Source organism: Candidatus Pyrohabitans sp., assembly GCF_054014795.1.
Genome location: NZ_JBPMGE010000020.1, coordinates 1 through 22979, shown reverse-complemented (window position 1 = coordinate 22979; position 22979 = coordinate 1). Strand labels below are relative to the sequence as shown.

40 protein-coding genes are annotated in these 22979 nt (G+C 50.0%); 28 read left to right on the top strand and 12 right to left on the bottom strand.

Annotation, left to right across the window (positions count from 1 at the left end; genetic code table 11):
- Positions 1–108: 108 nt before the first annotated feature.
- Genes ACXJJW_RS02405 through ACXJJW_RS02395 form a run of 3 tightly spaced genes read right to left on the bottom strand, consistent with a single transcriptional unit; the run spans position 109 to position 5418 of the window.
- The gene (locus ACXJJW_RS02405) at positions 109–1059 is read right to left on the bottom strand and encodes a type II secretion system F family protein (RefSeq protein ID WP_456474126.1); all 951 of its coding nucleotides are present in this window, start codon (positions 1057–1059) and stop codon (positions 109–111) included.
- Between the two features lie 2 nt (positions 1060–1061).
- Positions 1062–2198, bottom strand: coding sequence for a type II secretion system F family protein (locus ACXJJW_RS02400; RefSeq protein WP_456474125.1), 1137 nt, complete (start codon positions 2196–2198; stop codon positions 1062–1064).
- A 1-nt stretch (position 2199) separates the two neighbouring features.
- Complete coding sequence (locus tag ACXJJW_RS02395; RefSeq protein ID WP_456474124.1) at positions 2200–5418, bottom strand: TadA family conjugal transfer-associated ATPase; 3219 nt, start codon at positions 5416–5418, stop codon at positions 2200–2202.
- A gap of 158 nt (positions 5419–5576) precedes the next feature.
- On the opposite strand from ACXJJW_RS02395, the gene ACXJJW_RS02390 reads away from it, so the two are divergent.
- Positions 5577–6824 (top strand): phosphoglycerate kinase, encoded by a 1248-nt coding sequence (locus tag ACXJJW_RS02390; protein ID WP_456474123.1) that lies wholly within the window; start codon positions 5577–5579, stop codon positions 6822–6824.
- Positions 6793–7554 carry a cell division ATPase MinD gene (minD, locus tag ACXJJW_RS02385; protein ID WP_456474122.1) on the top strand — a complete coding sequence of 254 codons (762 nt, stop codon included), beginning with the start codon at positions 6793–6795 and terminating at the stop codon, positions 7552–7554. Before ACXJJW_RS02390 ends, minD (ACXJJW_RS02385) begins: the two co-directional genes overlap by 32 nt.
- Here minD (ACXJJW_RS02385) and ACXJJW_RS02380 read toward each other — a convergent pair.
- From ACXJJW_RS02380 to sucC, 4 genes are all read right to left on the bottom strand, one after another.
- Positions 7551–7733 (bottom strand): hypothetical protein, encoded by a 183-nt coding sequence (locus ACXJJW_RS02380; RefSeq protein ID WP_456474121.1) that lies wholly within the window; start codon positions 7731–7733, stop codon positions 7551–7553. The genes minD (ACXJJW_RS02385) and ACXJJW_RS02380 overlap by 4 nt on opposite strands.
- Positions 7733–8512 (bottom strand): cell division ATPase MinD, encoded by a 780-nt coding sequence (minD, locus tag ACXJJW_RS02375; protein WP_456474120.1) that lies wholly within the window; start codon positions 8510–8512, stop codon positions 7733–7735. Before minD (ACXJJW_RS02375) ends, ACXJJW_RS02380 begins: the two co-directional genes overlap by 1 nt.
- Before the next feature lie 66 nt (positions 8513–8578).
- A complete protein-coding gene (gene sucD / locus ACXJJW_RS02370) occupies positions 8579–9442 on the bottom strand; it encodes a succinate--CoA ligase subunit alpha (protein WP_456474119.1) in 864 nt (287 codons plus the stop codon).
- Positions 9442–10527 carry an ADP-forming succinate--CoA ligase subunit beta gene (sucC, locus tag ACXJJW_RS02365; RefSeq protein ID WP_456474118.1) on the bottom strand — a complete coding sequence of 362 codons (1086 nt, stop codon included), beginning with the start codon at positions 10525–10527 and terminating at the stop codon, positions 9442–9444. Before sucC ends, sucD begins: the two co-directional genes overlap by 1 nt.
- Before the next feature lie 88 nt (positions 10528–10615).
- On the opposite strand from sucC, the gene ACXJJW_RS02360 reads away from it, so the two are divergent.
- Positions 10616–11152 (top strand): LabA-like NYN domain-containing protein, encoded by a 537-nt coding sequence (locus ACXJJW_RS02360; protein ID WP_456474127.1) that lies wholly within the window; start codon positions 10616–10618, stop codon positions 11150–11152.
- Between the two features lie 7 nt (positions 11153–11159).
- Here ACXJJW_RS02360 and ACXJJW_RS02355 read toward each other — a convergent pair whose 3' ends face one another.
- Positions 11160–11951 carry a helix-turn-helix transcriptional regulator gene (locus ACXJJW_RS02355; RefSeq protein ID WP_456474117.1) on the bottom strand — a complete coding sequence of 264 codons (792 nt, stop codon included), beginning with the start codon at positions 11949–11951 and terminating at the stop codon, positions 11160–11162.
- Between the two features lie 407 nt (positions 11952–12358).
- Between ACXJJW_RS02355 and ACXJJW_RS02350 the strand changes: the two genes are divergently transcribed.
- Positions 12359–12694: a helix-turn-helix transcriptional regulator gene (locus ACXJJW_RS02350; RefSeq protein ID WP_456474116.1), complete on the top strand. Its 336-nt coding sequence runs from the start codon at positions 12359–12361 to the stop codon at positions 12692–12694.
- Positions 12684–12998: a hypothetical protein gene (locus ACXJJW_RS02345; protein ID WP_456474115.1), complete on the top strand. Its 315-nt coding sequence runs from the start codon at positions 12684–12686 to the stop codon at positions 12996–12998. The genes ACXJJW_RS02350 and ACXJJW_RS02345 overlap by 11 nt, the downstream gene beginning before the upstream one ends.
- A 799-nt stretch (positions 12999–13797) precedes the next feature.
- Here ACXJJW_RS02345 and ACXJJW_RS02340 read toward each other — a convergent pair.
- The 4 genes from ACXJJW_RS02340 to ACXJJW_RS02325 are packed head-to-tail and all read right to left on the bottom strand — an operon-like array spanning position 13798 to position 15019.
- A complete protein-coding gene (locus ACXJJW_RS02340; RefSeq protein WP_456474114.1) occupies positions 13798–13938 on the bottom strand; it encodes a hypothetical protein in 141 nt (46 codons plus the stop codon).
- Positions 13935–14486, bottom strand: a complete 552-nt coding sequence (locus ACXJJW_RS02335) for a hypothetical protein (RefSeq protein WP_456474113.1) — start codon at positions 14484–14486, stop codon at positions 13935–13937. Before ACXJJW_RS02335 ends, ACXJJW_RS02340 begins: the two co-directional genes overlap by 4 nt.
- Positions 14446–14739 carry a hypothetical protein gene (locus ACXJJW_RS02330; RefSeq protein WP_456474112.1) on the bottom strand — a complete coding sequence of 98 codons (294 nt, stop codon included), beginning with the start codon at positions 14737–14739 and terminating at the stop codon, positions 14446–14448. Before ACXJJW_RS02330 ends, ACXJJW_RS02335 begins: the two co-directional genes overlap by 41 nt.
- 4 nt (positions 14740–14743) lie before the next feature.
- Positions 14744–15019, bottom strand: coding sequence for a hypothetical protein (locus ACXJJW_RS02325; protein ID WP_456474111.1), 276 nt, complete (start codon positions 15017–15019; stop codon positions 14744–14746).
- A 280-nt stretch (positions 15020–15299) separates the two neighbouring features.
- Here ACXJJW_RS02325 and ACXJJW_RS02320 point away from each other — a divergent pair, with 280 nt between their 5' ends.
- The 23 genes from ACXJJW_RS02320 (at position 15300) to ACXJJW_RS02210 (ending at position 22855) form a co-directional block, all read left to right on the top strand.
- A complete protein-coding gene (locus tag ACXJJW_RS02320; RefSeq protein WP_456474110.1) occupies positions 15300–16748 on the top strand; it encodes a site-specific integrase in 1449 nt (482 codons plus the stop codon).
- 3 nt (positions 16749–16751) lie between these two features.
- A complete protein-coding gene (locus ACXJJW_RS02315) occupies positions 16752–16874 on the top strand; it encodes a hypothetical protein (protein ID WP_456474109.1) in 123 nt (40 codons plus the stop codon).
- A complete protein-coding gene (locus ACXJJW_RS02310; RefSeq protein ID WP_456474108.1) occupies positions 16875–17216 on the top strand; it encodes a hypothetical protein in 342 nt (113 codons plus the stop codon). It abuts the gene before it with no gap.
- Positions 17217–17768 (top strand): winged helix-turn-helix transcriptional regulator, encoded by a 552-nt coding sequence (locus ACXJJW_RS02305; protein ID WP_456474107.1) that lies wholly within the window; start codon positions 17217–17219, stop codon positions 17766–17768.
- Positions 17765–18271: a hypothetical protein gene (locus tag ACXJJW_RS02300; protein WP_456474106.1), complete on the top strand. Its 507-nt coding sequence runs from the start codon at positions 17765–17767 to the stop codon at positions 18269–18271. The genes ACXJJW_RS02305 and ACXJJW_RS02300 overlap by 4 nt, the downstream gene beginning before the upstream one ends.
- Entirely contained in the window at positions 18268–18540 is a 273-nt protein-coding gene (locus ACXJJW_RS02295) for a hypothetical protein (RefSeq protein ID WP_456474105.1), read from the top strand. The genes ACXJJW_RS02300 and ACXJJW_RS02295 overlap by 4 nt, the downstream gene beginning before the upstream one ends.
- 178 nt (positions 18541–18718) lie before the next feature.
- A complete protein-coding gene (locus ACXJJW_RS02290; protein WP_456474104.1) occupies positions 18719–19057 on the top strand; it encodes a hypothetical protein in 339 nt (112 codons plus the stop codon).
- Positions 19058–19072: 15 nt separating this feature from the next.
- On the top strand, positions 19073–19471 hold the full coding sequence (locus tag ACXJJW_RS02285) for a hypothetical protein (RefSeq protein WP_456474103.1): 399 nt from the start codon (positions 19073–19075) through the stop codon (positions 19469–19471).
- Positions 19468–19653 (top strand): hypothetical protein, encoded by a 186-nt coding sequence (locus ACXJJW_RS02280; RefSeq protein ID WP_456474102.1) that lies wholly within the window; start codon positions 19468–19470, stop codon positions 19651–19653. Before ACXJJW_RS02285 ends, ACXJJW_RS02280 begins: the two co-directional genes overlap by 4 nt.
- Positions 19640–19789, top strand: coding sequence for a hypothetical protein (locus ACXJJW_RS02275; protein ID WP_456474101.1), 150 nt, complete (start codon positions 19640–19642; stop codon positions 19787–19789). The genes ACXJJW_RS02280 and ACXJJW_RS02275 overlap by 14 nt, the downstream gene beginning before the upstream one ends.
- A gap of 2 nt (positions 19790–19791) precedes the next feature.
- Positions 19792–20043: a hypothetical protein gene (locus tag ACXJJW_RS02270; RefSeq protein WP_456474100.1), complete on the top strand. Its 252-nt coding sequence runs from the start codon at positions 19792–19794 to the stop codon at positions 20041–20043.
- 2 nt (positions 20044–20045) lie between these two features.
- Positions 20046–20222, top strand: a complete 177-nt coding sequence (locus ACXJJW_RS02265) for a hypothetical protein (RefSeq protein WP_456474099.1) — start codon at positions 20046–20048, stop codon at positions 20220–20222.
- Entirely contained in the window at positions 20219–20407 is a 189-nt protein-coding gene (locus ACXJJW_RS02260) for a hypothetical protein (RefSeq protein ID WP_456474098.1), read from the top strand. The genes ACXJJW_RS02265 and ACXJJW_RS02260 overlap by 4 nt, the downstream gene beginning before the upstream one ends.
- The gene (locus ACXJJW_RS02255; RefSeq protein ID WP_456474097.1) at positions 20404–20634 is read left to right on the top strand and encodes a hypothetical protein; all 231 of its coding nucleotides are present in this window, start codon (positions 20404–20406) and stop codon (positions 20632–20634) included. Before ACXJJW_RS02260 ends, ACXJJW_RS02255 begins: the two co-directional genes overlap by 4 nt.
- Positions 20631–20930 carry a hypothetical protein gene (locus ACXJJW_RS02250; RefSeq protein ID WP_456474096.1) on the top strand — a complete coding sequence of 100 codons (300 nt, stop codon included), beginning with the start codon at positions 20631–20633 and terminating at the stop codon, positions 20928–20930. Before ACXJJW_RS02255 ends, ACXJJW_RS02250 begins: the two co-directional genes overlap by 4 nt.
- Positions 20917–21123 (top strand): hypothetical protein, encoded by a 207-nt coding sequence (locus ACXJJW_RS02245; RefSeq protein ID WP_456474095.1) that lies wholly within the window; start codon positions 20917–20919, stop codon positions 21121–21123. The genes ACXJJW_RS02250 and ACXJJW_RS02245 overlap by 14 nt, the downstream gene beginning before the upstream one ends.
- 2 nt (positions 21124–21125) lie before the next feature.
- Entirely contained in the window at positions 21126–21455 is a 330-nt protein-coding gene (locus ACXJJW_RS02240) for a nucleoside triphosphate pyrophosphohydrolase family protein (RefSeq protein ID WP_456474094.1), read from the top strand.
- On the top strand, positions 21442–21708 hold the full coding sequence (locus tag ACXJJW_RS02235; protein ID WP_456474093.1) for a hypothetical protein: 267 nt from the start codon (positions 21442–21444) through the stop codon (positions 21706–21708). The genes ACXJJW_RS02240 and ACXJJW_RS02235 overlap by 14 nt, the downstream gene beginning before the upstream one ends.
- Positions 21695–21862, top strand: a complete 168-nt coding sequence (locus ACXJJW_RS02230) for a hypothetical protein (protein WP_456474092.1) — start codon at positions 21695–21697, stop codon at positions 21860–21862. Before ACXJJW_RS02235 ends, ACXJJW_RS02230 begins: the two co-directional genes overlap by 14 nt.
- The gene (locus ACXJJW_RS02225) at positions 21859–22134 is read left to right on the top strand and encodes a hypothetical protein (RefSeq protein ID WP_456474091.1); all 276 of its coding nucleotides are present in this window, start codon (positions 21859–21861) and stop codon (positions 22132–22134) included. The genes ACXJJW_RS02230 and ACXJJW_RS02225 overlap by 4 nt, the downstream gene beginning before the upstream one ends.
- A complete protein-coding gene (locus tag ACXJJW_RS02220; protein WP_456474090.1) occupies positions 22121–22387 on the top strand; it encodes a hypothetical protein in 267 nt (88 codons plus the stop codon). Before ACXJJW_RS02225 ends, ACXJJW_RS02220 begins: the two co-directional genes overlap by 14 nt.
- Positions 22384–22674, top strand: coding sequence for a hypothetical protein (locus tag ACXJJW_RS02215; RefSeq protein WP_456474089.1), 291 nt, complete (start codon positions 22384–22386; stop codon positions 22672–22674). Before ACXJJW_RS02220 ends, ACXJJW_RS02215 begins: the two co-directional genes overlap by 4 nt.
- 10 nt (positions 22675–22684) lie before the next feature.
- Positions 22685–22855 carry a hypothetical protein gene (locus ACXJJW_RS02210; protein WP_456474088.1) on the top strand — a complete coding sequence of 57 codons (171 nt, stop codon included), beginning with the start codon at positions 22685–22687 and terminating at the stop codon, positions 22853–22855.
- Positions 22856–22979: the final 124 nt, after the last annotated feature.

The window sequence follows — 22979 nt, the reverse complement described above, 5'->3', positions numbered from 1 at the left end:
CTTTTTAGCATGTATCGGCACCTCCTTTGTGGTTAAAATATAGTCTAGCACATATATATAACTCTCGTTTACGCGAATGTGAATCGCGGGTTTACGGGAGTGGCACATTTAAAAGGCGGCAAGCATCCCGGGCATAAGGCTTTTTACTCCAACAAACACGATATAGGCCACGATTCCCATGGGAAGCGCGAATTTAAACCCTTTTTTAAAATCACCATACATAACAACCCCCATCATTATCCCCCCGCTTATAGCCTGGGCGACGACGTAGAAGGACAGGGCCATCATAATGGAATTTATCTCCTCCAGCGGGAACTGCTCTACTCCACCTGTGCCTGCCATGGCCTGTGTCATAATCGTCGGCAGCGCACCTACAACGCCCATAACAAAAGGACCCGCCATTAAACTCGCCATTGCAAGAAAAGAAACCTGCTGTGAAGTCAGTGACTTGCGCTCGCGCTGAATCATGCGAACGGCGCGGATATCCTCGCTCACCTCCTCAAGAACATCGCTTATTGGGCCGCCGCTCTCTATACCCTCAAGAAGCAGACGCATTGCCCGCTCTATCTGCTTTGAGCCGGTTCGTGTAGAAAAGGCGAGGAGCGCATCCCTCAGCGGCCTTCCTCTGCGCATCTCAAGGGTTATCTGGGAGAACTCATCGCTTAAAGCACCGTACTCTGCCTCTGCAATCTCCTGAATAACCGCCTCCAGCACCATGCCAGTGCGGATTGAAACAGCCATGTGGTGCAGAGCGTCGGGGAGAACCTCCTCTATCTGCGACCTTCGCTTCTCTGCCTGCATTCTGGGTATCAAAAACATGAGCGCTTCTGTGATTAAGAACGCCCCTATACCAGCGACGATGTTCACAATCAGCGAAACTAAGACGAAGAGCACAACCCCCAGGGCAGAGAATATACCAATCCATTCCCGGGCAGAGAAGGAGATGTTTGCATTTGCAAGCATTATCTCCATTGAGATGAGATATCGCTTTGGGACCAGAAACTGGGGCATACGAAGCTTCCCGAGAATACTTCTCAGCCTGTTAATCTTCTCTGCCATTTTCACACCTTCGGCTCAAAGCGTTTAACCATGAAGGACATGTATATCCCTACCCCGAAAAAGGCGAAGTAGAGCATCCACATCACATTCGCAGATATTGGCAAACCCTTCATGGCTATGCCCATGGCTATCACCAGCGTGGTTATAAGCACCGGCGCCACGACAATTGCAAACATGTACATCAGCGAGAAGGTATTCAAAATCTGGATGTAGTCCTTGAGCTTCATTCTCATCTCAGTTGCAACCTCCTCGGCGATTATCTTCAGCGTATTTGCAAGGTTTCCGCCGGTGCGAAGCGTCGAGATTATCTGCCTGGAGGCCTTTTTTAACCCCGGTGAGTCTATACGCAGGTTCATCCTGTCATAGGCTTCCTCTATGGTTGCACCGCGCTCTATCTCCTGGATAGCCCGCCTGAACTCTTCGCTCAGTACACCGTATCCGCTCTGCGCCACGGAGCGCATCGTCTCAAGCAGCCCCGCACCACTCGTGAGCTGTGTCGCCATGTGGCGGAGGGCAAAGGGCAGCTCCCTTGAGAAGGCGTCGGTGCGCGCCTTGACTTTGGATTTGGGGTATATTCTTGCATAGAAGAAGGTAAAGACCCCGAGCAGTGGGCCGAGTACCAGACCTATAAGCGACCCGAGGGCGCCGAGAGTAGCAGCAAAAACTAGGCTGAAGATTACCGCAGAGGTAATTGCAACAATAACACTCGCCCCCATGGCGAAGGCCACATATTTTGAGGCGGGCATTATTATGTTTGCCTTGTACAGGTCCTCCTGAATATTTGCAAAGAAGGAGGAGGGTGCTCTCTCATAGCCAGAGAAGAGCTCTGAAATTATGTTAACCAACCTTGTGGCGAAGGGCTCGCGCAGCTCTTCACGCTCCGGAACAATCTCAAAGGTCTCTTCACTTGGAAGCTCATCCTCCAGCGCAACCGTCTCCCGGAGCTTGAGGAGCTTCTCCTCAATGGCGCGCTTTCTCTCCTCCCTCTCCTTTTCCTTCTTCTTTTGAAGTTTTTTCGCAGCCTCTTCCTGCTCGGATAGAGCAAATGAGATCTCCTGCGCCCTCTTGGCCACGCTTTCCGCTCTGGTTACTGTCAGCTCTCCAATTTTTTCTATCAGCCTTACTATTACATTTGCCATCTTATTTCCCTATACTCCTGTGAAGTTCAATCTCCTGCAGCAGCGCTTTAGGGTCTGAGTAGTACCTGTTGAATGTCCTCGAGACCTCTCTGATGTCGGTTATATGATTCTCCACCATCCATGATAATACTTTCTCTCTCCTCTCAAGCTCTTCCTCCAGTTCCTTTGTTGAAACCCCCTTCAGGCGGGCGAGCTTCTGCTTCAGCACACTCGGTACGCCTGTCGCCACCAGGTTGTCCTCTCTGGGGTCCCATTCGTACACGTTGTTGAGGCTTACTCTGCCGTCCTCATCGCTCACCACCTCCGCCACCTCTGTTATTCTTCGCAGTGTCTTATCCTTGTGGTATATCTTGTTCTGCATTAGTATGAGGTCGAGGGCGGGGAGCATTATCTCCGGCACCTCCATGGGCGGATTTGTGAGCCTTATAAGGGTCTCCCTGGCGGAGTTGGCGTGCACAGTACCCATGCAGCCGTCGTGACCTGTGTTCATGGCTGTAAAAAGTGTTCTCGCTTCACGCCCGCGAACCTCACCCACAATTATGCGGTCAGGACGCATACGCAGCGTATTCTTCACCAGGTCGTCCATTGTAACCTCACCCTCACCCTCTACGTTTGGCGGTCGAGTTTCAAGGCGCACTACATGCTCCACCGGAAGGGTAAGTTCTGCAGTGTCCTCTATGGTTATGACGCGCTCTGTCTCTGGGATGAAGGAGCACAGCACATTCAGTGTGGTGGTCTTGCCGCTGCCGGCGCCTCCAGCAGCGAGAATATTTCCCGGCTTTATCCCCACACCCTCCACCACCAGCCAGAGGTATGCGGCAACCTCGGTGTTGAGGGTGTGAAACTCTACCAGGTTTACAACTGTCAGCGGCTGTGAGCGGAACTTTCTTATTGTTATGGTGGGTCCATTCAGGGAGATAGGGGGGATGGTGGCATTCACACGCGAACCGTCGCTGAGGCGGGCGTCCAGCAGGGGTGTGGACTTGTCTATCCTTCTCCCCACAGAGCTGGCAACCTTCTCTATTATTCTCACAGTATCCACATCCCTCTCAAAGACGATGTTCGTTCTGCAGTTTCCGTAGTCGCGGTGGTTCACGTATACGGGTTTCATCGTCCCTATAACCATTATCTCCTCAAGCTGGTCGTCGCTGAGCAGAAACTCCAGCAAACCATAGCCCACCATGTTGTTTACAACCAGCCTTGCTATATCCTTGCGTTTGGCGATGCGAACCTGAGGGAAGTAGCGCTCTATCACCTCAAGCACATGCTTGAGGAATATCCGCTTCCTCTCCTCCCTGTCAGGTATGCTCTCAGGGTCTATGTTTATCTCCTTCACGGCACGATTCTCTATCTCCTCCAGCAGCTGCTTCTCCCGCACAGAAAGCGCCGGAAGGGGTACCACATAGCGTGGATTTTTCTCATCCTCCACCTTCACTATCTTGCGGTGCGCATTCTGCTCCAGCAAAGTCTCCTTAACTTCCTCTTTTTCGGTGCCCACAAGGAGGAGATAGCCTCGCTTCTGCCTCTTTGACTTCTCCTCCTTCTCAGGTTCTCCCTCAATCTTCCTGAGGAGCTTCTCTGGGTTAATGTAGTACTCCCTTATTAACCTCCCCACATCCTTTATACTGCGGAGGTTGTTCTCCACCATGTACTCGAGCACGCGCTTCCTGCGCCCTATCTCCGCGTCCACCTCCTTAAGCGAAACCCCTCTCAGTTCGGCGATTTTACTCTTCAGTATGCATGGAACGCCTGTAGGCTTTATAGTGTCATCTTGAGGGTCCCACTCGTAGATTATGTTTATCTTCACCTTGCCATCTTCTACTCCGGTAACCTCGGCGATTTCTGTTATCCTCCGCACCGTCCTGCCCTTGTATGAGAAGCGGTTCTGCATGAATATGAAGTCCAGCGATGGTATCATTATCATGGGCACATTCATGGGCGCTGAGGTAAGTCTGGTTATGGTCTCGCGTGCGGTATTGGCATGGAGGGTACCTAGGCAGCCGTTCTGTCCTGTGTTCATAGCAGCAAGGAGGGTTCTCGCCTCTGCGCTGCGAACCTCGCCCACAATTATGCGGTCGGGACGCATACGCAGCGTATTCTTGAGGAGCATCTCCATGTTTATCTCGCCCTTGCCCTCGACGTTGGGCGGGCGCGTTTCCAGGCGAATCCAGTGTTCCACAGGCAGCTGAAGTTCCGCGGTATCCTCTATGCTTATGACCCTGTCCGTAGGAGGTATAAAGCTGCCCAGACAGTTCAGCGTTGTAGTTTTGCCGCTACCCGTGCCCCCGCTGACCAGGAAGTTCGCCGGCTTTACGCCGTAGCCCTCGGCAACCAGCCAGAGAAAGGCTGCAAGCTCCGTGGTCAGGGTGCGGAATTTTATTATGTCAACGACGGTGAGGGGGTCCTTTCTGAACTTTCTTATGGTAAGCGAGGGACCATCGAGGGAGACGGGGCGTACGGTTGCATTCACGCGCGAGCCGTCGCTGAGGCGGGCGTCCAGCAGGGGCGAGGTGAGGTCCACACGTCTGCCGATGCTCCTTGCTATGCGGTTTATTATCTTTTCAATCTCAGCATCACTTTCGAAGACGATGTTGGTCTTGCACATCCCGTGCTTTCTATGATACACATAGACATGCTTCCTGGTCCCTACCACCATCACCTCCTCCAGGGCATCGTCGTTGAGAAGAGGCTCGAGTAAGCCGTAGCCTATCATGTTCTGGACTATCAGCTCCGCAAAGGCGTGCTGCCTGTGCTTTGGGATGCTGGAATACTTGAGGTCAATCAGAGCAACAACTTCTTTGAGAAATGCCCCCCTTCTCTTTTCTCTGTCCAGAAAACTCTCGGGGTCAATGGTTATCTCTGCAACTGCTCGGCGTTCGATGTCCTTCAGAATCCGTTTATCTTTATCGGTTAGTTCCGGCAGAAAAACCACATATATCGGCAACTTTTCTCCGGGCTTTTTTACTATGCGGTGGTCTTTTGCCTCCTCCAGTACCTCCCCAACCACCTCTTCGCCTATTCGGCGAATCTTATCAAAACTCTCAAGGTAGCTGCCGGTTTCCTCCCTTGAGATGCCAAGAAGGCCCCCGGCCGCACGCTTTGTCTGACCCTTGCGTTCAAGTCTCTTTTTTGGGCTCTCCTTCTGGGCATCTCCGAGGATATCTACAATTTTACCTTTACCCTTTTTCTTTTTCTCAAAGTCAAAGAAATCATAAGGCATAATATCAGCCTTAAAATGATTATCTGGCTCCGGGGGTTATTTATAACTTATCCCTTTGCTACGCGTTTATAACTTCAACCCCTGAAAATAACGACTCCAATAAAAAAGCCAAAAATATATATAGCGTTGCTGGAAGAAATCTCAAGTGGTGATTTCAGTTGGGACTGCCCACGCTGGATAGAACAAACCTCATGGACAGACGCGTTCTGATGCGCATCGACATAAACTCGCCAATTGAGCCAAGTACCGGTGTAATCCTTGACGACACAAGGATGAGGAGCCACATCACCACCATAGATGAGCTTTCCGATGCGAAGCTGGTTCTGCTGGCCCATCAGAGTCGTCCCGGACTGGAGGATTTCACCACGCTGGAGGCGCATTCGCAGCGTCTTTCGAGGCTTCTCGGAAGGGAGGTGCGCTATGTCGACGATGTTTTTGGCAGGGCTGCGAGGGATGAGATATTCCGTCTCAAAAGCGGTGAGGTTCTCATGCTGGAGAATGTTCGCTTCTGCAGCGAGGAGGTTGTGGAGGAGGTTAAGTCAAAGCCCCCAAGGTCTCAGGCTGCGACCAATCTGGTGAGAAAGCTGGCTTCATACGTCGATGCGTACGTTAATGACGCCTTTGCAGTTGCCCACCGCCCTCAGCCGAGTGTTGTTGCCTTTCCAGTGGTTCTTCCCAGCTATGCTGGCAGGCTCCTCGAAAAAGAGGTCAAAAATCTTACAAAGGTGCTGAATAGTAAGGAGGAGCCCAAGGTTTTCAGCTTTGGCGGAGCCAAGGCAAAGGATTCAATAAGGGTTATGGAGAAGCTTCTCAGCAGGGGTATAGCCGATGTTGTGCTAACCTCTGGCATGGTTGCGAATGTGTTTCTTCTCGCCCAGGGCAGGGATGTGGGCGAGGTTAATAAGGTGGTGTTGAAGGAGAAGGGGTTTGAGGCACTTGTGAAAAAGGCAAAGAAGCTTCTGGAAAGGTACGGGGAGAAGATTCAGGTTCCAACCGACCTGGCATTTAAGAGAGACGGCTCACGAGCAGAGGCGAGTGTGGATAAGCTTCCCAATCTGAAGATTATGGACATAGGCATAGACACCATCGCAAGGTACTCCAACATAATAGAAAACGCCGCCGTGGTTGCTGCCAATGGCCCGGCGGGCGTTTTTGAGATAAAGGAGTTTGCCCTGGGAAGCCAGGAGCTGCTCAAGGCTATGGCGAGGTGCAGGGGCTTTACGGTAATAGGCGGGGGACACCTCGCCGCCATCGCCGCGAAGCAGGGGCTTAGGAAGAGGATATCCTTCATAAGTACCGGCGGCAAGGCGATGCTTCTCTTCCTTGCAGGAGAAAAGCTCCCGGGGATAGAGGCGCTTAAGGAGGCGAGGAGCAATGACTCGAGTAATAGTTGTAGCCTCCGGTAAGGGTGGAGTGGGAAAGACCACAATAGCAGCCAACCTTGCGGTAGCGCTAAGTATGTTCGGCAAGCGCGTAGCTGTGCTGGATGCGGATGTGGTGATGGCAAACCTGGAGATAATTCTTGGTCTCAAAAATCCACCTGTGGCGCTTATCGACGTGCTGAAGGGGAGGCTGGATATCAGCGATGTTATGTACGAAGGCCCGGAAGGTGTTAAGATAATCCCTGCTGGAATAACCCTGGATGGCTTCAACGAGGACAACATGGAGATGCTCAAGGCAGCACTGCGCGAGATACCCAGGGATATAGAGATACTGGTGATAGACGCCCCGGCGGGCAGGGATGCGGCGATGGTTATGGATGAGGGGCAGGAGGTAATAATCGTAACCATACCCCAGGTTTCAAGTGTCTCAGACGCGCTGAAGATGAAGCTGCTTGCCGAACGAATGGGTGCCCGCACAATAGGGGCGGTGATGAACATGGTTGAGGGCAAGGCGAGGGAACTCAGTGTGCAGGAGATTGAGAACACCTTGGATACGAACGTCATAGCAGTGCTCTTGGAGGATGAGGTGGTAAAGGAGGCCCTCGCGTATGAGGAACCCTTTGTGCTCAGGTACCCCTATTCCCACCCAACAAGGGAGATAATGAGGCTGGCCGCAGACCTGATAGGCAGGAGCTACTCACCCCCACCGCCTTCTCTGCTGGAGAGGATAATAAATCGCCTGCGAAGGCGCTAACTTCTGTCCCTTATATTAAGCAGTCTGCTCTTAATTCTGTCAAGCTCGTCCTTTGAGAGCTGCATCCCTCCCTTAATTTCCCTGATTTCCTCCCGGAGGTACTTAATCCTTAAAAGGAAGAGGATGTTGAACATAATGCTTATGAAGAGCAGAACGTAGATTGCAAGATATACCCCCATCAAACACCCCCAAACAAGCCGTTTATCAGGCGTTTCATAAAGCTTCCCCTCTTGGGAGATGGCGGTATGTACTTCTCCCCAATTAAATCTGCGGCAAGCTTCTTTATAGCAACAGATGCAGGTGAGTCCGGTACCCGGAGGATTACCGGCTCGCCATAGGCTGTGCTCCTCCTGACCTCACAGTCCTCAGGGATGGTGGCAAGAACCCGGGTTTCAAGTATTACCTCCACCTCCTGTATTGTAAGGTCGCTTCTGTCAAAGCCCACGCGGTTTAACACCGCGCCGAGGACATTGGAACCCAGCTTTCTGGCAACTATCTTGGTCTTGAGGGCATCGCTCATTGAGGAGATCTCTGGATTTGCCACCACCAGAAGCTGCTCTCCGGTGGCGAGGGCTGTTACCACAGGTCTTCCGAGTCCTGCGGGGGCATCTATGAGCAGAATCTCTGTCTCACCCAGCAGCTTTTCAAGTACATATTCAAGTCTCTCGGGGTCTGCCTTGCGCAGTCCGTCCAGGCTTATGCCAGCGGGCACAACTCTAACACCTGCGGGTCCCTCGTAAACCGCCTGAGAAACCTGTGCTTCTCCTGCAAGCACATCATGCAGGGTGATATTCATCCCCTCCATGCCGAGATGGAGCTCGAGATTCGCCATCTCTATGTCTGCATCTAAAATGGTGACATCTTTGCCGAATTGAGCAAGGGCGATGCCAAGGTTGCTGGTGAGCATGGTCTTGCCAACGCCGCCCTTTCCTGAGGCTATGGTAATGGAAACTCCCATATGAGCATCAACCCTTTTATTTATCCTACTTTTCTGGCGTAACTTTTAAAAAAGTTTTTCCATTGTTTACCGGAGCACCTGCTCAAGAAGCCCTGGGATTTCCTGGGGAATCCTGGCAACTCTTGCTCCTCCTGCTTCCAGCGCCCTAATCTTGCTCTCGGCTGTGCCTTTGCCTCGGGAGATTATCGCACCTGCATGTCCCATGCGCTTCCCGGGGGGAGCGGTTAAGCCAGCGACGTATCCAATGACCGGTTTGTTCATTGTCTTTATGAACTCAGCGGCTCGCTCTTCAGCATCGCCGCCAATCTCGCCTATTAGCACAATGGCGCTGGTCTCTTCGTCGCCCTCAAACATCTGGAGCATCTCCACAAAGCCTGTGCCCACCACAGGGTCGCCGCCTATGCCCACGAGGGTGCTCTCACCAAAGCCGGCTTCGGTTATTGCGAGGGCTATCTCATAGGCGAGGGTACCGCTGCGTGAGACCACACCCACATTTCCGCGCCTGAACACCTGGGCAGGCATTATTCCCAGCTTGCTCTTCTCCGGGGAGATTATACCGGCGGTGTTGGGGCCAATCACCCGGCTTGCATGGCGCTCCGCATATGCTTTTATCTTCATCGCATCGTGAACAGGTATGCCCTCGGTGATTATAACCACAAGCTCCAGGTTTTCAATCGCCTCAAGCGCTGCGTCGAGGGCAAAGGGTGCAGGAACAAAAATTATGGAGGCGGTGGCATCGTGCTCACAAAGTGCATCCTTCACAGAGTTGTACACAGGTACGCCATGCACCTCTTCTCCGGCCTTGCCGGGGGTTACGCCAGCGACAATGCGGGTACCGTAGTCCAGCATCAGCTTTGTGTGGAAGCTTCCCTGTGCGCCAGTGATGCCCTGCACTATAGCACGGGTACCCTCATCTATGAGTATGCTCATTATGCTGCCTCCCTGCTCTTTTCAATCGCCAGCTTTGCCGCTGTGAGCATGTCCCTTTCAACCTCAATACCCTCACGCTGAAGCAGCGCAATGCCCTCGCTTTCGTTGGTTCCACGGAAGCGCACCACCAGAGGCAGGTGAATGCCCTGCCTCGCCTCGAGAATGCCCCTTGCAATCTCATCACAGCGGGTGATACCGCCCAGGATGTTTATGAATATGACCCTGACCTTCGGGTGAGATGCCACCTTGAGCAGGGCCTCGCGCATCACCTCCTTGCTCGCTCCACCCCCTATGTCGAGGAAGTTGGCTGGCTCGCCTCCCAGATGCTTGAGGGTATCCATGGTGGACATAGCCAAACCCGCGCCGTTGACTATGCAGCCTATGCTGCCGCCGAGCTCCACGTAGGGCATGCCCCGCGCCTTCTCCTCAAAATCCTGCCTGAATAGTGCGTCCTCGTCTATAACAATCTTTGCATCTGCTGCAAAAACACCTTCCTCGGCTATAACGAGGGGGTTAATCTCCACCAGCTGGGCGTCTTTCTCAGAAAATACGCGGTAAAGTTTCAGAAGCACGCCGCTGACCTTCTTAAATTCCTCTGGCTCCAGGTCAAGCTGCGAGGCAAGCTCTCGCGCCATGTAGGGATAAAAGCCAACAAAGGGGTCAACATGGCGGGAGAATATCTTTTCAGGTGAGTGCTCTGCCACCTCCTCTATATCCATGCCTCCCTCGCTGCTCACCATAAAGATTGCTCTGCCTCTCGCTCTATCGATGGTCATCCCCGCGTATATCTCGCTGCGGATGCCCAGCTTCTGCTCCACCAGCACCTTTTTCACAGCATGACCTTTCAGCTCCATGGAGAGCAGCTCCCTCGCCACGCTCTCAGCCTCTTCAGGTGATGAGGCAAACCTCACTCCGCCCGCCTTGCCTCTGCCGCCCGCGAGCACCTGGGCCTTGAGCACCACCTCTGAGCCCAGCTTCGCCGCTATCTCTTTCGCCTTTTCTGGCGAAGAGGCGACCTCACCTCTGGGCACGGGTATGCCATAGTGTGCAAAAATCTGCTTTCCCTGATATTCATACAGGTCCATAGCACAGCCTCGCTCATAGTAATCGCATAAGGGATATAAAAAATATTCTCCGATAGTTTTTATAACCTTGAAGAAGAAAGTAGAAGGGATGAAGAATCTGCGTTCCAGTTGGGAGGCTTCGAACCTGTATTCCGGGCAGCGCGTCGGCGTCTTTGTTGATGTGCAGAACATGTACTACTCGGCGAGGGCACTTTACAATTCCAAGGTCAACTTTAAAGAGATTCTCAAGGAGGCAGTAAGGGGGAGGAGTTTGATAAGGGCAATAGCCTATGTGATACGTGCGGGCATAGAGGAGGAGCAGTCCTTCTTCGATGTGCTCCAGAGTATGGGCTATGAGGTCAAGGCCAAGGACCTGCAGGTGTTTCCGGGAGGGCACAAGAAGGGAGACTGGGACATAGGCATAGCCATGGATGCAATAGAACTCGCATCTAAGCTCGACGTTATAATACTGGTGAGCGGAGACGGCGACTTTACACCGCTGGTGGAGCACCTGCGCCGCGCCCTTGGGTGCAGGGTGGAGGTCATGGCCTTCGGCAGGAGCTGCTCCTCCAAGCTTATTCAGGCGGCTGACGAGTTCATTGATTTAGACCGCGAGCCGGAGAGATTCCTTCTGGGGAAGCCGTGAGTGCTGGCTATGGTAAAGGAAGCTCCTTCATTTCTATTTTCCTTGACATGCTTTTTATTTCATTGAAAAGTCTGACACCCCACCGAATCGCCTCCTTATTATCAGAATACAGATATTCAAAGGGGTCAAATTCTCCCTTATTGGTAAAAAATCCGAGCACAACATACCTGCTGGTAACTCCTATACCGAATTTAAGGTGTGGATTTACAAACCACTCCGTGTTGGGAAGAGTGAAAAAAGTTCTGGTATTTTTAATAAATTCATCCCTTAATATTTCCTTCAAAACGAATTCCGGGGTGATGAGTTTTACATCTACACCCCTCTTAGCGGCATGCGTAATAGCCATTGACCACTCCATCGTAATTACTGGAGACGCCCCCAGGATAAATTCTTCTTCCCTGGTAAACATTTCTGATATGTGATATATAGCCCGCTGAGGGTTGATTTTGTTGTCTATTAAAGTTGAATATCTAAAAACCGCAAAATCATCTAGAAATTTGCGGGGCAAACTTTCTAAGCAGCGTGAGTCAAAAAAATTTTTATTATCGTCCAAAAAATCGATATATTCAAATGTTTCGGCCATTTTAGCAGCAATTAGCTTTCCCCTGACACTAAGCCCATACTGCCCCCTTCTGAGCTTTTTCACAACACCCTGACGGCACAGCTCCCTCAATGCCGGGCAGAGATTCTGTGCCTTTGTATTTGTTATTTTCTGAATATCCTTCAGGCCTGAAGGATTATTATTATTCAAGGCAATTAGAACTCTCAGTTTCAGGGGTAGCCTGTACAACTTCGCCACAGTTTCCCCTCCATTTTATTTTACTTTCTGTTTTGGCAGCTGGCATTAGCTCTTATTAAGACACCCTTTTTATACTTTTCTATACAAATTTATTTTTATGGATTTTCATAAAAGGGCACAGTTTTTATTTTTTTTGATATATATCCAAGCTTTTTTATTATTTAAATCAATTTATGCAATTCGTTGGGCGAAATGCTTAAATATACCGCCGATAGATTGTTCCAAAAAGAATATGGGGTTTGAATATGCCAAATATGGATGCAGTGAATCTATTGAAATCACCCGACGATAATTTCAGAAAGATACTGGAGGGTGATACAAACCTGAAATTCCTTATTCAAGCCTTCTTATGGATGCGCCAAAGATAAGTTCCTTCCCATGCCCCCTGAGATACGGAGGAAATAAAAATGGATCCTAATAACGGTTCGGTTAAAAAGGTTAAAATAATCCTGAGCCCGGAGGACCTTGTCAGATATGAGAGGGTTGAAGTGGTGTTCCAGCTGAAAAGAACCGAAAATAACAGCATTATCTCCCTTTTGAGACTTGACGAAAGGCAGATAGTAGAGGCGATAATCAACAACCCGGAAGTAACACAGGCGAAGCTGCTAAAGGTCCTGGATTTTTCAAAACCCAAGCTGTGGAGGCTGGTTAAAGATCTCGAAAATCGGGGGGTTATAGAAAGGAAAAGACATGGCAAGACCTACAGGTTGAGGTGCAGGGTTTTTAACTCAGATGCTGATTAAAGCTTATCTATTTATCCTTGATATACCAGTTCCTACATCAAACGCCGTAGATAAAGCCACAAATAAACCCGGCATTCCCAAAATTGAGAACAAAGATATTATACTTATGGTCTTAAAGTTGGTTAAGAGAATATCCATTGTTGACAACTCTGGGACGGGCCCCTCTGGGGCCCATGAAACTCCAAAATTTTGGTCAATGAAAAAGCCTGCCGATGTGGTGAGTATTATAAGGATGCCAGATAAAATCACATGTCTAATCGGCATCCCTCTGATTTGCGTTTTTTATGATGAAATACAGAACTAAAAACGTCCAAATTATAAATAAAATGCTAAGTAATGCCGAATATTTGATGGGAGGATAAAATTTTGTTTTTGGCGTATCATAAAGATATATTACAGCTATAACTGATAAAATTACCAATATTACTTTATTTACAAAAGAAGGTACCTTTATTAATACTTTATCTTTCTCATAAAATCTGTATGACAGCAAAAAACACAGTATGCTGACTGGTGTTGCGAAAGCTACCATAAATCCCTGCTCTGGATAGCGAACATTAAAAATTAATGCATAAAAAGAGAAAAATATCAGTATATAACCGAAAATTAAGCTAATTTTACTCCAGATTACATTTGTCTTTATATTAAATTCTTTCTTGTCTGCTGTGATTGCTCTAAAAGTGAGCAAAAAGAAGAAAGCTGTGCCAAGATACAAATTGGGCAGAAGCTCTGGTGTTAGTGCGTGAGCTACATAAAAGCCGTATGCCATAAGAAGCAACCCAGCTACTGCCCCAGTGCGTATTAAGATTTTAAAAGGATACTAACTTTTTTTACTACTTCTCCAGTGTCAGGGGTACCTAAATGTGTTTCCGGTCAGCTTAGGTACCCCCAAAGGACCCCCTAACGGGGCACGATTTGGCCTTATTTTTGCCTAAAAATGTGACACTATGAAAATGGTAACCTAGGGCCCCCTAGCCAGGTACCCCTAAAAGGTCCCCCTAAACGAATTTTAGGGCCCCCTATATTTTGAGCTTCCGGGACTGAAAAGTTAGGGGTACCTCGTCAATTGTCGAAGGGGTACCTCGACAATTCCAAAGGGGCACCTAACCCTTTCTGTACACAATAATTGCGCTCATAATGAAGAGTGCCAAGAGGGCTGCAGTGTACACTGCCTCCTTATTATCGATATTCACCGCAACAAGTGCAGAGATGAGCAGCACAACAAACCAGAGAAGCGCCTTCATTCCACCCTCCCCACATCAAGATAGTACTTTGTCATGACAGTCCCTGGTTTACAGCGGTATTCCTTGTATACACCCTTACTCAAAGCTTGCGGAGGGATAAGGCATTCTTCTACAACCAAGGGATTCTTTCCGATCATGTCTTTCCAGTAATCACTGTCGCTGTACTTATACTGGCAATCACACACTTCGTAGGACATTACCTTTCCAGCCATCGAATAAACCTCACCTGCATAGAGCATCCTATTACCTAGGTCCCACCCTTTCGTTAGCACCTTTCCAGGGAGCCGCAGTTCAATCCTATACCCATTCTCATCCTCTAAGTAAGCCCTATCCTGTTCGAGAATCCCCCACAAAATAATCAGCTTCCCCTTCACCTTTACCTCTTTTCCTAGGTATTGCTCCGGGTTTTCCACAATCACCCCGATAGAGGCCCCGCTGAGCCCAGGAACACTCCGCAGCTCTGGCGCCTCTGTACACCCTGCTAATATAGATAATATAATAAGCAGGCTAAGCAGGGAGAAGTATCCCCTCGCGCTCATATGCTCCATAGAGCTTGACCTCTTCGACGATTTTATCTGCAAGTTTGTCAAGTCCAAGTGCTCTTAGGTTCTCCCTGATAACTTTCGTGGGAAGTGGAAGCATTTGGAAGATCTCCACTACCTTCATAGATACGAACTCCCTGAGTTCCCAGCTTTGTTTGACCTCGACATATGCTGAGATGGTCTCCCCCCTCTTGCTGAATATATCTACTTCATGCACAATCTCACTTTCACAGACGGGGCAAGATGCTTCAACAAACATAATTTCACCCCTCCTGCAGAGCTTTTAGGACTTTTTCTTTCAATTCTGGATTTCCTTTAATTATTTTTATTAGTCTATCCGGCGTCCATTCTTTTTCCTTTTCTTCAAGTTCTCGCTTTATTTTGTACTCGAATAATGCTGTTCTAACTATGTCACTTATATTACCAATTTCTCCTTCTCGTTCAAGTTGTTTCAGCCACTTGTATAAGAACGGCTGAACTCTTACATTTATCGTATAAACCTTCTTTCCTTTCAGTATTCTTTCCCCCATTTGTATCACCAATGTATTATTATATCTCTACATATAAAACTATGCATACATATTGCACAGACAATGTAATACAATAATATTTTACAGAGTTACTTTCGTAATCATAATGTAGAGACATTGCGGAGGTACCGTAAAGATGAAGGGCACAACACTGAATGTAAGAATTCCTGAGGGGTTGAGGTAGAGAATTGAGCGCATTATTCAGCAATCGAAAGGCTACATAAGCGTCTCCGACTTCGTAAGGCAGGCGGTCAGGGAGAAACTTCAGGAAGAGGAAGGAGTGGTGTAGTTGCAGCTGCGGGAGGTGGAGAAGCTCGTCAAACAGCTTGACCCGCGCAGAGTGGGTCTGATAACAAAGGAAGAACGCAGAGAGTACTATGAGAGTGTCGTGAAAGATGACCCGGATGCACAGCGCTATGGCATGAAGGGCTCTTTAAAACCGTATCTGCGCAGGGATATCACTGTGTTCCACATCTTTCTCACAAGAGCGCTTGGACGCGATGCAGTGGCCCCCAGTGAGTTCACTGCAATGCGGAGGGCGGAGAAAGGGGATGTGGGCAGCCACCTGCCAACCTATAAAATGATCAGCGCCTTCATGGACTGGATGCGCCATACCTGTAAAAAATGTGGCGCATGGCTTGAAGGCGAACCACGCGACGAGCCTGATGGTCGCCTACATTGTGAATGCGGCGGCGAAACTTACGCACCGAACACACGGAACAGCATGGCACAGAGGGTAAGGGGCTATCTACGCAACACGGCAGGAACAGCTCCATTCGGCAAGGGCGACAACTTCTGGGAGTGGGGTGAGAACGTCACCCGCAAGCGCAAAGTTAGCATCGAGGACATCCGCCGCCTTGAGCAGGCGGGCAATCTTTTCCAGCGCGTTCTCCTCGGTGGTTGGCTCTGCACAGGGATGAGCGGGGATCTCATCAAGCTCGTTGCGACAGAGGAGTTACTTGAACAGCTTAACCAGGAACCATTACCAGAGACAGTCATATTTCCTTGGTTCCGCAGCAAGACACGTGGCAGAGAACAGCGCTCACAGCGCAAGCGCTACGTTGGCTACGTTGGCGTATGGGTCCAGCACCTCGCCGCATGGGTGAAAAAGAAGAACATCAAACCAGGCGACCCGCTTTTCCCGGGACACAACCACAGGTTTGTAACTCAGAGCGCCACCCAGAAAGCCTGGAAAGACCTCAAGAAAAAAGCAGGCATCAAGGAGAACGGTGAGCAATTCTCACCACACGTACTCAGGGGCTACTGCTTCAGCACGTTTGTCAGCGTCAAGGACCACGAGACAGCGCGGTACATCACAGGCAAGAAGGTTGACAAGTCAATCGTTGTCTACTACAACAGTCATTTGTTCGAACCCGGCCCAGATGGCGAGCCCAGTCTTGCAGACATCTACCGTCGCGCAAAGCGCTATCTCGACCCATACGCAGCAATGGAACAGGAGGCGGAGAAGCTCCGCCGCCAGCAGGAGAGCATAGAGGAAAAGATTGCACGCCTGGAGGCGGAGAGCCGCGCAAAGGATAACATCATTCTGCAGATGCGCGAGGAGTTCATGAAGCTCAAGAAGCAGCTCACAGCCAACCCCGCGCAGGCACTCCAGGAAGTTGCTGAGGTTCAGGAACTTAGGCACATTGTTGAGAAGCAGCAGGAACAGATCAAGCAACTTCAAACACTTGTTCTGCAGCTTACCAACGGCGCACAAACTGCAACGGCGGAGGGGTAGGTGATGTGCAACATGAGCCCGGAGCCATATATCTCCCCGCTCGCCCAGCTCTTACTCTTCGGCATGGTGTTATTCACCCTACTTTACGTTTACCACAGGCTGGGCTATTGGGAGGATGAGGAGTAGATGTCACTGAAAATAATCATAGCGGCGCTCCCGTTGTTTGCGTTTGTAGCATTTGATTCGTATATCACTACATTCCATGAGGGGACACACAGGTATCTCTACGGGCAGTACGGCGTGGACGCTGAGATAATAAAAGAAGGACTCTTCAACGGCAGGACTATCCCTAACCAAACAGATTTATCGAGGCTGTCAGATGAGGAACGTCTACAGCTGAAACACCTTAACTATCTCTACGATATTCTTGATTATTCTGTGAGAACGCTACTCTTTGGTCTTGCAGTCTTGCTTTTTGCAGAGAATTGCATCTATCTAATCAGAAACAGAGTGAGGAGGGCAAGATAGATGCAGCACGATGTTTACCTGCTCATCTGCAAAAATCCTGGCATCACCCGTAAGGAAATCATAGAAACTCTTGGTTTCTCAAATCCAAACACTATAAGAGTGCAAATCAGAGCCCTGAAAAAGAAAGGGAAAATCATCGCTGTGAGGGAGAGAGTTTCAGGGAACGTCACACGCTACTACCCTGTTGGAGAAAGGGGCGCGGGAAATCAGGTAGAAGAGGGATCCGATACTCTCCACCTCCCAAGACACCACATTACCATCTCCTCTATATCTTCCAAACCCCGCGCCCCCTCCCACCTTTCCGAGATTGAACAATGCGCAGTGTGTCTGCATTTTGTCCCTGACTACTGCCTTCAGCACGACAAGCAGGTTGAGGCACAGCAGGCGCGATGTGATCAGTTTTTGCGGAGCGAATACCAGACGTGGCTTCTGGAAAGGAGTTTTGAAGCGGGGCGAAAGGGGCATGGAGATAGGTGCACTTCTTCCCCAAACCCCTCCCAACACTTTTTTTCCAGCCCCCGCCAGACCGCGAAGAGTGAGGTGAGAAGGTGAAGAAAGTAAAAGTTGAAAAGGAAAATCTTGACGGCTTTTTGGAGCTTGTACGGCAGCATAACGGCGATATCAAATCACTTAACCAGGCGCTGGAGTACGTACTCCGCCACTGGGATGAACTAACAGCAGCGCAGGCAGACGACGAGGAGAAGCAGTTGCTCAAGGATAAGGTCGGCATCCTAGAGCGGCGCATCAAGCAGCTTGAAAAGCAGCTAAAGGAAAAGGATCAGATAATCGAGAGCCTCCGCGAGCAGGACCCACAACTACTGAAAAAGAAGATGGAAATCGACTGGAAGCGCGAAGAGCTTGAGAGAAAACAGAAACTCGAAGAAACAAAGCTGAAGCTCAAAGAAAGAGAGATGCAAACAAAAGCAGCAATCGAAGTATTCAAACCTCTCTGCAAGAGCGGCAAACTCCCAGAAACGATTTGCCAAGGCGAACTTGGAGAATTTATTCGCAAACAGCTCGGGCTCGACGAAATCCTGGAGGAGGGAGAAGATTGAACCTTAAAGGGGTTAGGCAACTCCTGCTTTGGTGGCTGATAGGGGTCACGGCAAGCGCCCTGGTGACATACATAATCGTCCTGCTCGCTTACCCGGTGCTCGTGCCTATCATGGTCGCGGTGACTGTTTTACTCGGCGCATTTGGGCATAGCCTTCTCAAGCTCGCCGGGATGCTGGAGCAGAAAATCTACGAAGCCAGCTTCGAGCGCAGGGCTGAGAAACGCCGCCGGGAGATACTTGAGAAGATGCTCAAGGAGGGAGGCAATTGAAGCGAGAGACATTAAGCATGGTGTACCTCTTCGCACTGATATTTACAGGCACAGTAGCGATAATCTCAGAGGTATTAGCCCTCCATGGTCATATAGGATGGGATGTCGCCAGTGGCGGCTTATTGAGCTTCACATCCGTGCTTGCTTCTTATGCCTGTGCTAAGGGGGTGTATCTCTAATGCAGCAGGCACTCAAAGCCAAACCGCTCCGCGAATACGTGCGCAGCGTTGCGATACTCCGCTGCGACCACGCGATAAACTGCCAGCGCAAAAAGTGCAGCCACCACAGCCTGCACTTTCACATCATCTGCGGCTGCAGGCTGCAGTACTGCAACAGATACCTCGAAGACAGACTACTCTATGTAGCATGCACTGTTGCTGCACTCCTCAGAGTATACAAGAGCGGGAAAAAGCAGCGCTGCGAGCACTGCGAGTACAACGGGGAAATTATCAAAGACTACCGTAACCGCATGGTTGTGGCAATCTGCGAGATAAAGCGCGGGGACGAGCCCGTATAAGGAGGGAGAGGAAGGGTGATAGTAGATGTTTATTCGGTGCGGGCGACGTTGAATCTAAAAGACCTTGAAAACCGCCTTCCTCCGGTCTGTATTGAGCCTGTAGACCTTAGCGAGTTCGGGATTAAAGACGACGAAGATGTTCCGCGCTTCGTTGATGACCTCTATGGAATTTCATTTGAATTGCAGTTCCTGACCAGCGCGTGGATGGCTGCGATGTCGCTGGGCTATGATTTCAGCGATCTCCACTACTTCTACATTCATGCCAAAGACGATAAGGCACCAGTACTCGCAGTTTCATCAATCCACATACTGAACGACCTTCGAAATCAGGATTTCAGCGACCATGACTTCATTTTCCTCATAGCACCACGACATGAAGAAAATAGCGCCTGGTGGAAGGGGGGAACGGTGTGAGGAGTAGGGAAGAGGTACTGCTTAAACTGGACGAATTGAGGCATTTGAAGCGGTTTGTAAATATTCTGGAATTCAAGAACCTGAGGACAAACATTGACGACTGGATAGCAGCGCTCGAGTGGGTACTTAATGAGGAGGCTGATGCACAGGAGCAGCAGGGGGAGGGACATGCTCCGGAATAACTTCCCACCAGGGTTGGGGAAACTCCAGCAGCGCAGGCGTGAGGTCAAGGAGGCGCTCCGCGAGGCTCCACCAGGGGAGCGCCTGCAGTACTGGATACGACTCAGGGCAATTAATGCCTGGATGGGAGCGTGGTAGGCATGAAAATATGGACAGAATGGGTATGTTCAGGTCTATATGGGAGGTACAGACTTCTGGTATGCGCAGACAACGAGGGCAATGTGAGGGACGTGGTGTATCCAGATGGCGCGGATCCAGAAGCAGTTGAAAAGGTGCTTCTGCAGGCATGGGGTACTTGGGAACATGAAATTAGATTCGCGAGCGTATCCGATAAGCTCTCAGAGCTTGAGCAGATGCTCGCAGCTCTAAAAGTGTTTATGCAGGAGGGATGAGGATGCACAAACTGAGAGATGCAAGCTGTTGTATTGAGGTATACGATGAAATGGCAGCCCTGGGCGGCTCTGAGAAGCGAATAAAGTGTTGTATATCTGAGAGTGACGGAGATTGCCCAAAGGAAAGCAACCGCTACGTTTTCGACCTGGATTGCTTCCAAGAGGGGGGTGAGCCGTGAGACTAAGAAATGCTTTCCTCTACGGCGTTTGTGGGGCGGGCCTCTACGTAGGAGGGTTCTGGCTCTACGAAATTGGCATACACGAAGTCATTGCTGCCCTCATCGGTGCGGCGGGGGCTGTAATACTGTACTATGGGTGGCATAAGGTGATGAAGGCGGAGGAAAAGGCGAAGGTGGAGGTGTGAGAGTGGAACAGGGATGTTTTAGTTGTAAATTTGTGAAAGGAGCGGTAGGGATATCAGCGTTTCTCCTATTCTGCGCAAGCGTAGCGAGGCTCTTGTATTGGATAATCAATGAGGCCTCCGGAGCAGGTATCGCAATGTTCGCTATTCTTTCAATGCTGATATGGATGGGCTATTGGCTTGTCAGAGCTGAACTTGAGAACGTGAGTGAAAGGAGGGAGGAGGCTTGAAAATCGTCACCTCAGTAGTGCTGAAGAGATTTGATGAACTTACAGAGGAAGATGCAGAGAGGGACGGGTTCAAGCGAGGCTTTCAGAGCGTGTGCAGAAAATTGCGGTGCGGTGGCTATGGATTCTCCACCAAATTCCCTGAGATAGAGGGATGCAGGTACGAAGCAGAATATTGTTCCCCTCTTGACAAGCTGCGCAGGTTCTTACGCAGAACCTACAGGGCGCAGCCAGACACGCTCTTCGAAATAATTCAGTGGAAGCTCATCAAGGAGGGCGGGAGCGATGTGCAAGTATGAGGAGCAACATCCACGCGGGAAGTTCGCAATCTGTCTTGCACGGCAGGGAAGGCGCTGCATGGTTCTCAATAAGAAAGCATGCGAGGAGAACTATGCGCGCAGGCTATCACGCTGCGCAGAGATCACAACAATCTACAACCCTCTGACAAGGCGTTTTGAGCGCAGACTTGAGGGAGTGATAGCAGGGTGGTAGCAATGCAGGAGGAAAAGCTGTACAGGATGGCAATTGAGAAGTGGGGTATAGAGTCCCAGCTTCTCATGCTTATAGAAGAAATGGCCGAACTAACACACGTGATAAGCAAGGGCTTCAGAGGACAGGCAAACACATTCAAATTGATTGAAGAACTCGTAGACGTTGAAATCATGCTAGAAGAGATAAAAATCGCTTTGCGCATTGAAGGAAACAAAAATCCATCATTCAACGCCGATTTGTACACGCAGGAGAAGGGGAGGAAGCTAAAAAGACTCGCTGAACTCCTCACAGAAGCAGGAAAATTACAGGGTGGAGACAATGAAGATAACTAAGATTTCAGTCGGATACGCGAAGAAACTGCAGGAATCGCGCTTTGAGCCGGTCACCTTCAGCATAAATCTTGAGGCTGAGGTATCACAAGGCAAAGACCCCGAGATAGAGCACCTGGAACTCTCAAAGCTTGCCTACCGCATGCTGGAGAAGCAGAAAGACGTGTACTTCAGAGAGAAGGAAGCAACGAAGAAACAGGCTGAGGAGATGGCGAAAAAGCTACTGAAATCCGGTGAGGAAGATGGCAAGGAGTAAAAGGCGCAGGCTCACCAAGCAGGAGCGGCAGCTTGAGAAGTTAAGAGACTTACTGAGACGGGCACGGTTAAAGCAAGAGCGCCCTATCTGCAACTTCTGCGGTGAGCCGGTTGGAAGCTGCGAGAGGTGCAGGAGGGAGATGGGGCTGACATGAGCATCGCTGAAATCTACGCAATCAAGGCGCTTCTCGACGTAGGAAAAGCAATCATCGAATACTTTGAAGCGAAGATAGAGCCGCTGAGATACCCCCTCAGAATCAGAGAAGAGCGGTATAGAATCTTCGCTGCCGTCGAGCTTCTCAGACGCAAAGACTTCGCGCGGGCGAACTACCACCATAGCAGGAAAGTCTTCATGAAGACTCAGAAGCTCCCAATCCGCAAAATCAGGATAGGCAGACACGTGAGGCGAAAACATGATAACACGTGAGACAGCCGACGCGGTGGCGAAGGCGCTCAAGCGCCTGGAGTGCCAGAAGTGCGAGCTGAGAAATGCATGGATGAAGAGCCAGGCAGTGAGGGAGCTCAAGGAGGAGATCAAGAAGCTGAAGCGGGAGAACGTGGAGCTCAGAAAGCGCAACAAGTGGATGGAGCGGGCAAAGCAGCTAGAGAGGCAACTGTTTAAGTGCCAGCAGACTTTGAGCCGGGAGATTAAAAGGAGAAAGGAGTTGGAGGCGAAATGAGCGGAAACACATTGTTATGGTGCAAAAAACACGAAAAGAAAGTAAAAGAGGACTACTCATGCCACGATTTCACGACCCTGGTTTATCGGCATCAGGTGAGCCCTGTATGCGCGAGGTGTTTACATAGTCGGGATTTAGAAGCTTATAAGTCGTTTTTGAAGAACCTTCTAAGGCAGTACCTGGCGGAGCTTCCAGACTCTGGGCTTACAGAGCTGCATCAAATGATAAAGCGCGAAAAGGAGCGCAGGTTGGGCGAGTACCTTGAAGAACTGAAAAGGAGGGCTTGAATTGTTCTGCATGAACTGCGGAACCGAATTACTTACAGAGCGAAATGGGCTGATCTGTCCCGCATGTGGGACAAAGTTTGAGAGCAAGCTCATCAGCATCTACGAGGCAGGGAGTGAGCGCGTTGAGACATACAGAATAGAAGCATACCTCAGGAAGAGGGGAAGCCCATGCAGAACATAAAAGAACACATGACACCTGACGAGCTGGCAGCTTATGAGGAGTTGCGCAAAGCGATAGAGAAGAAGAGTAAAGAGCTTGACAGAGTCGTCAGCGAATTGAACAGCCTCTACAGCAAGCAGCAGGA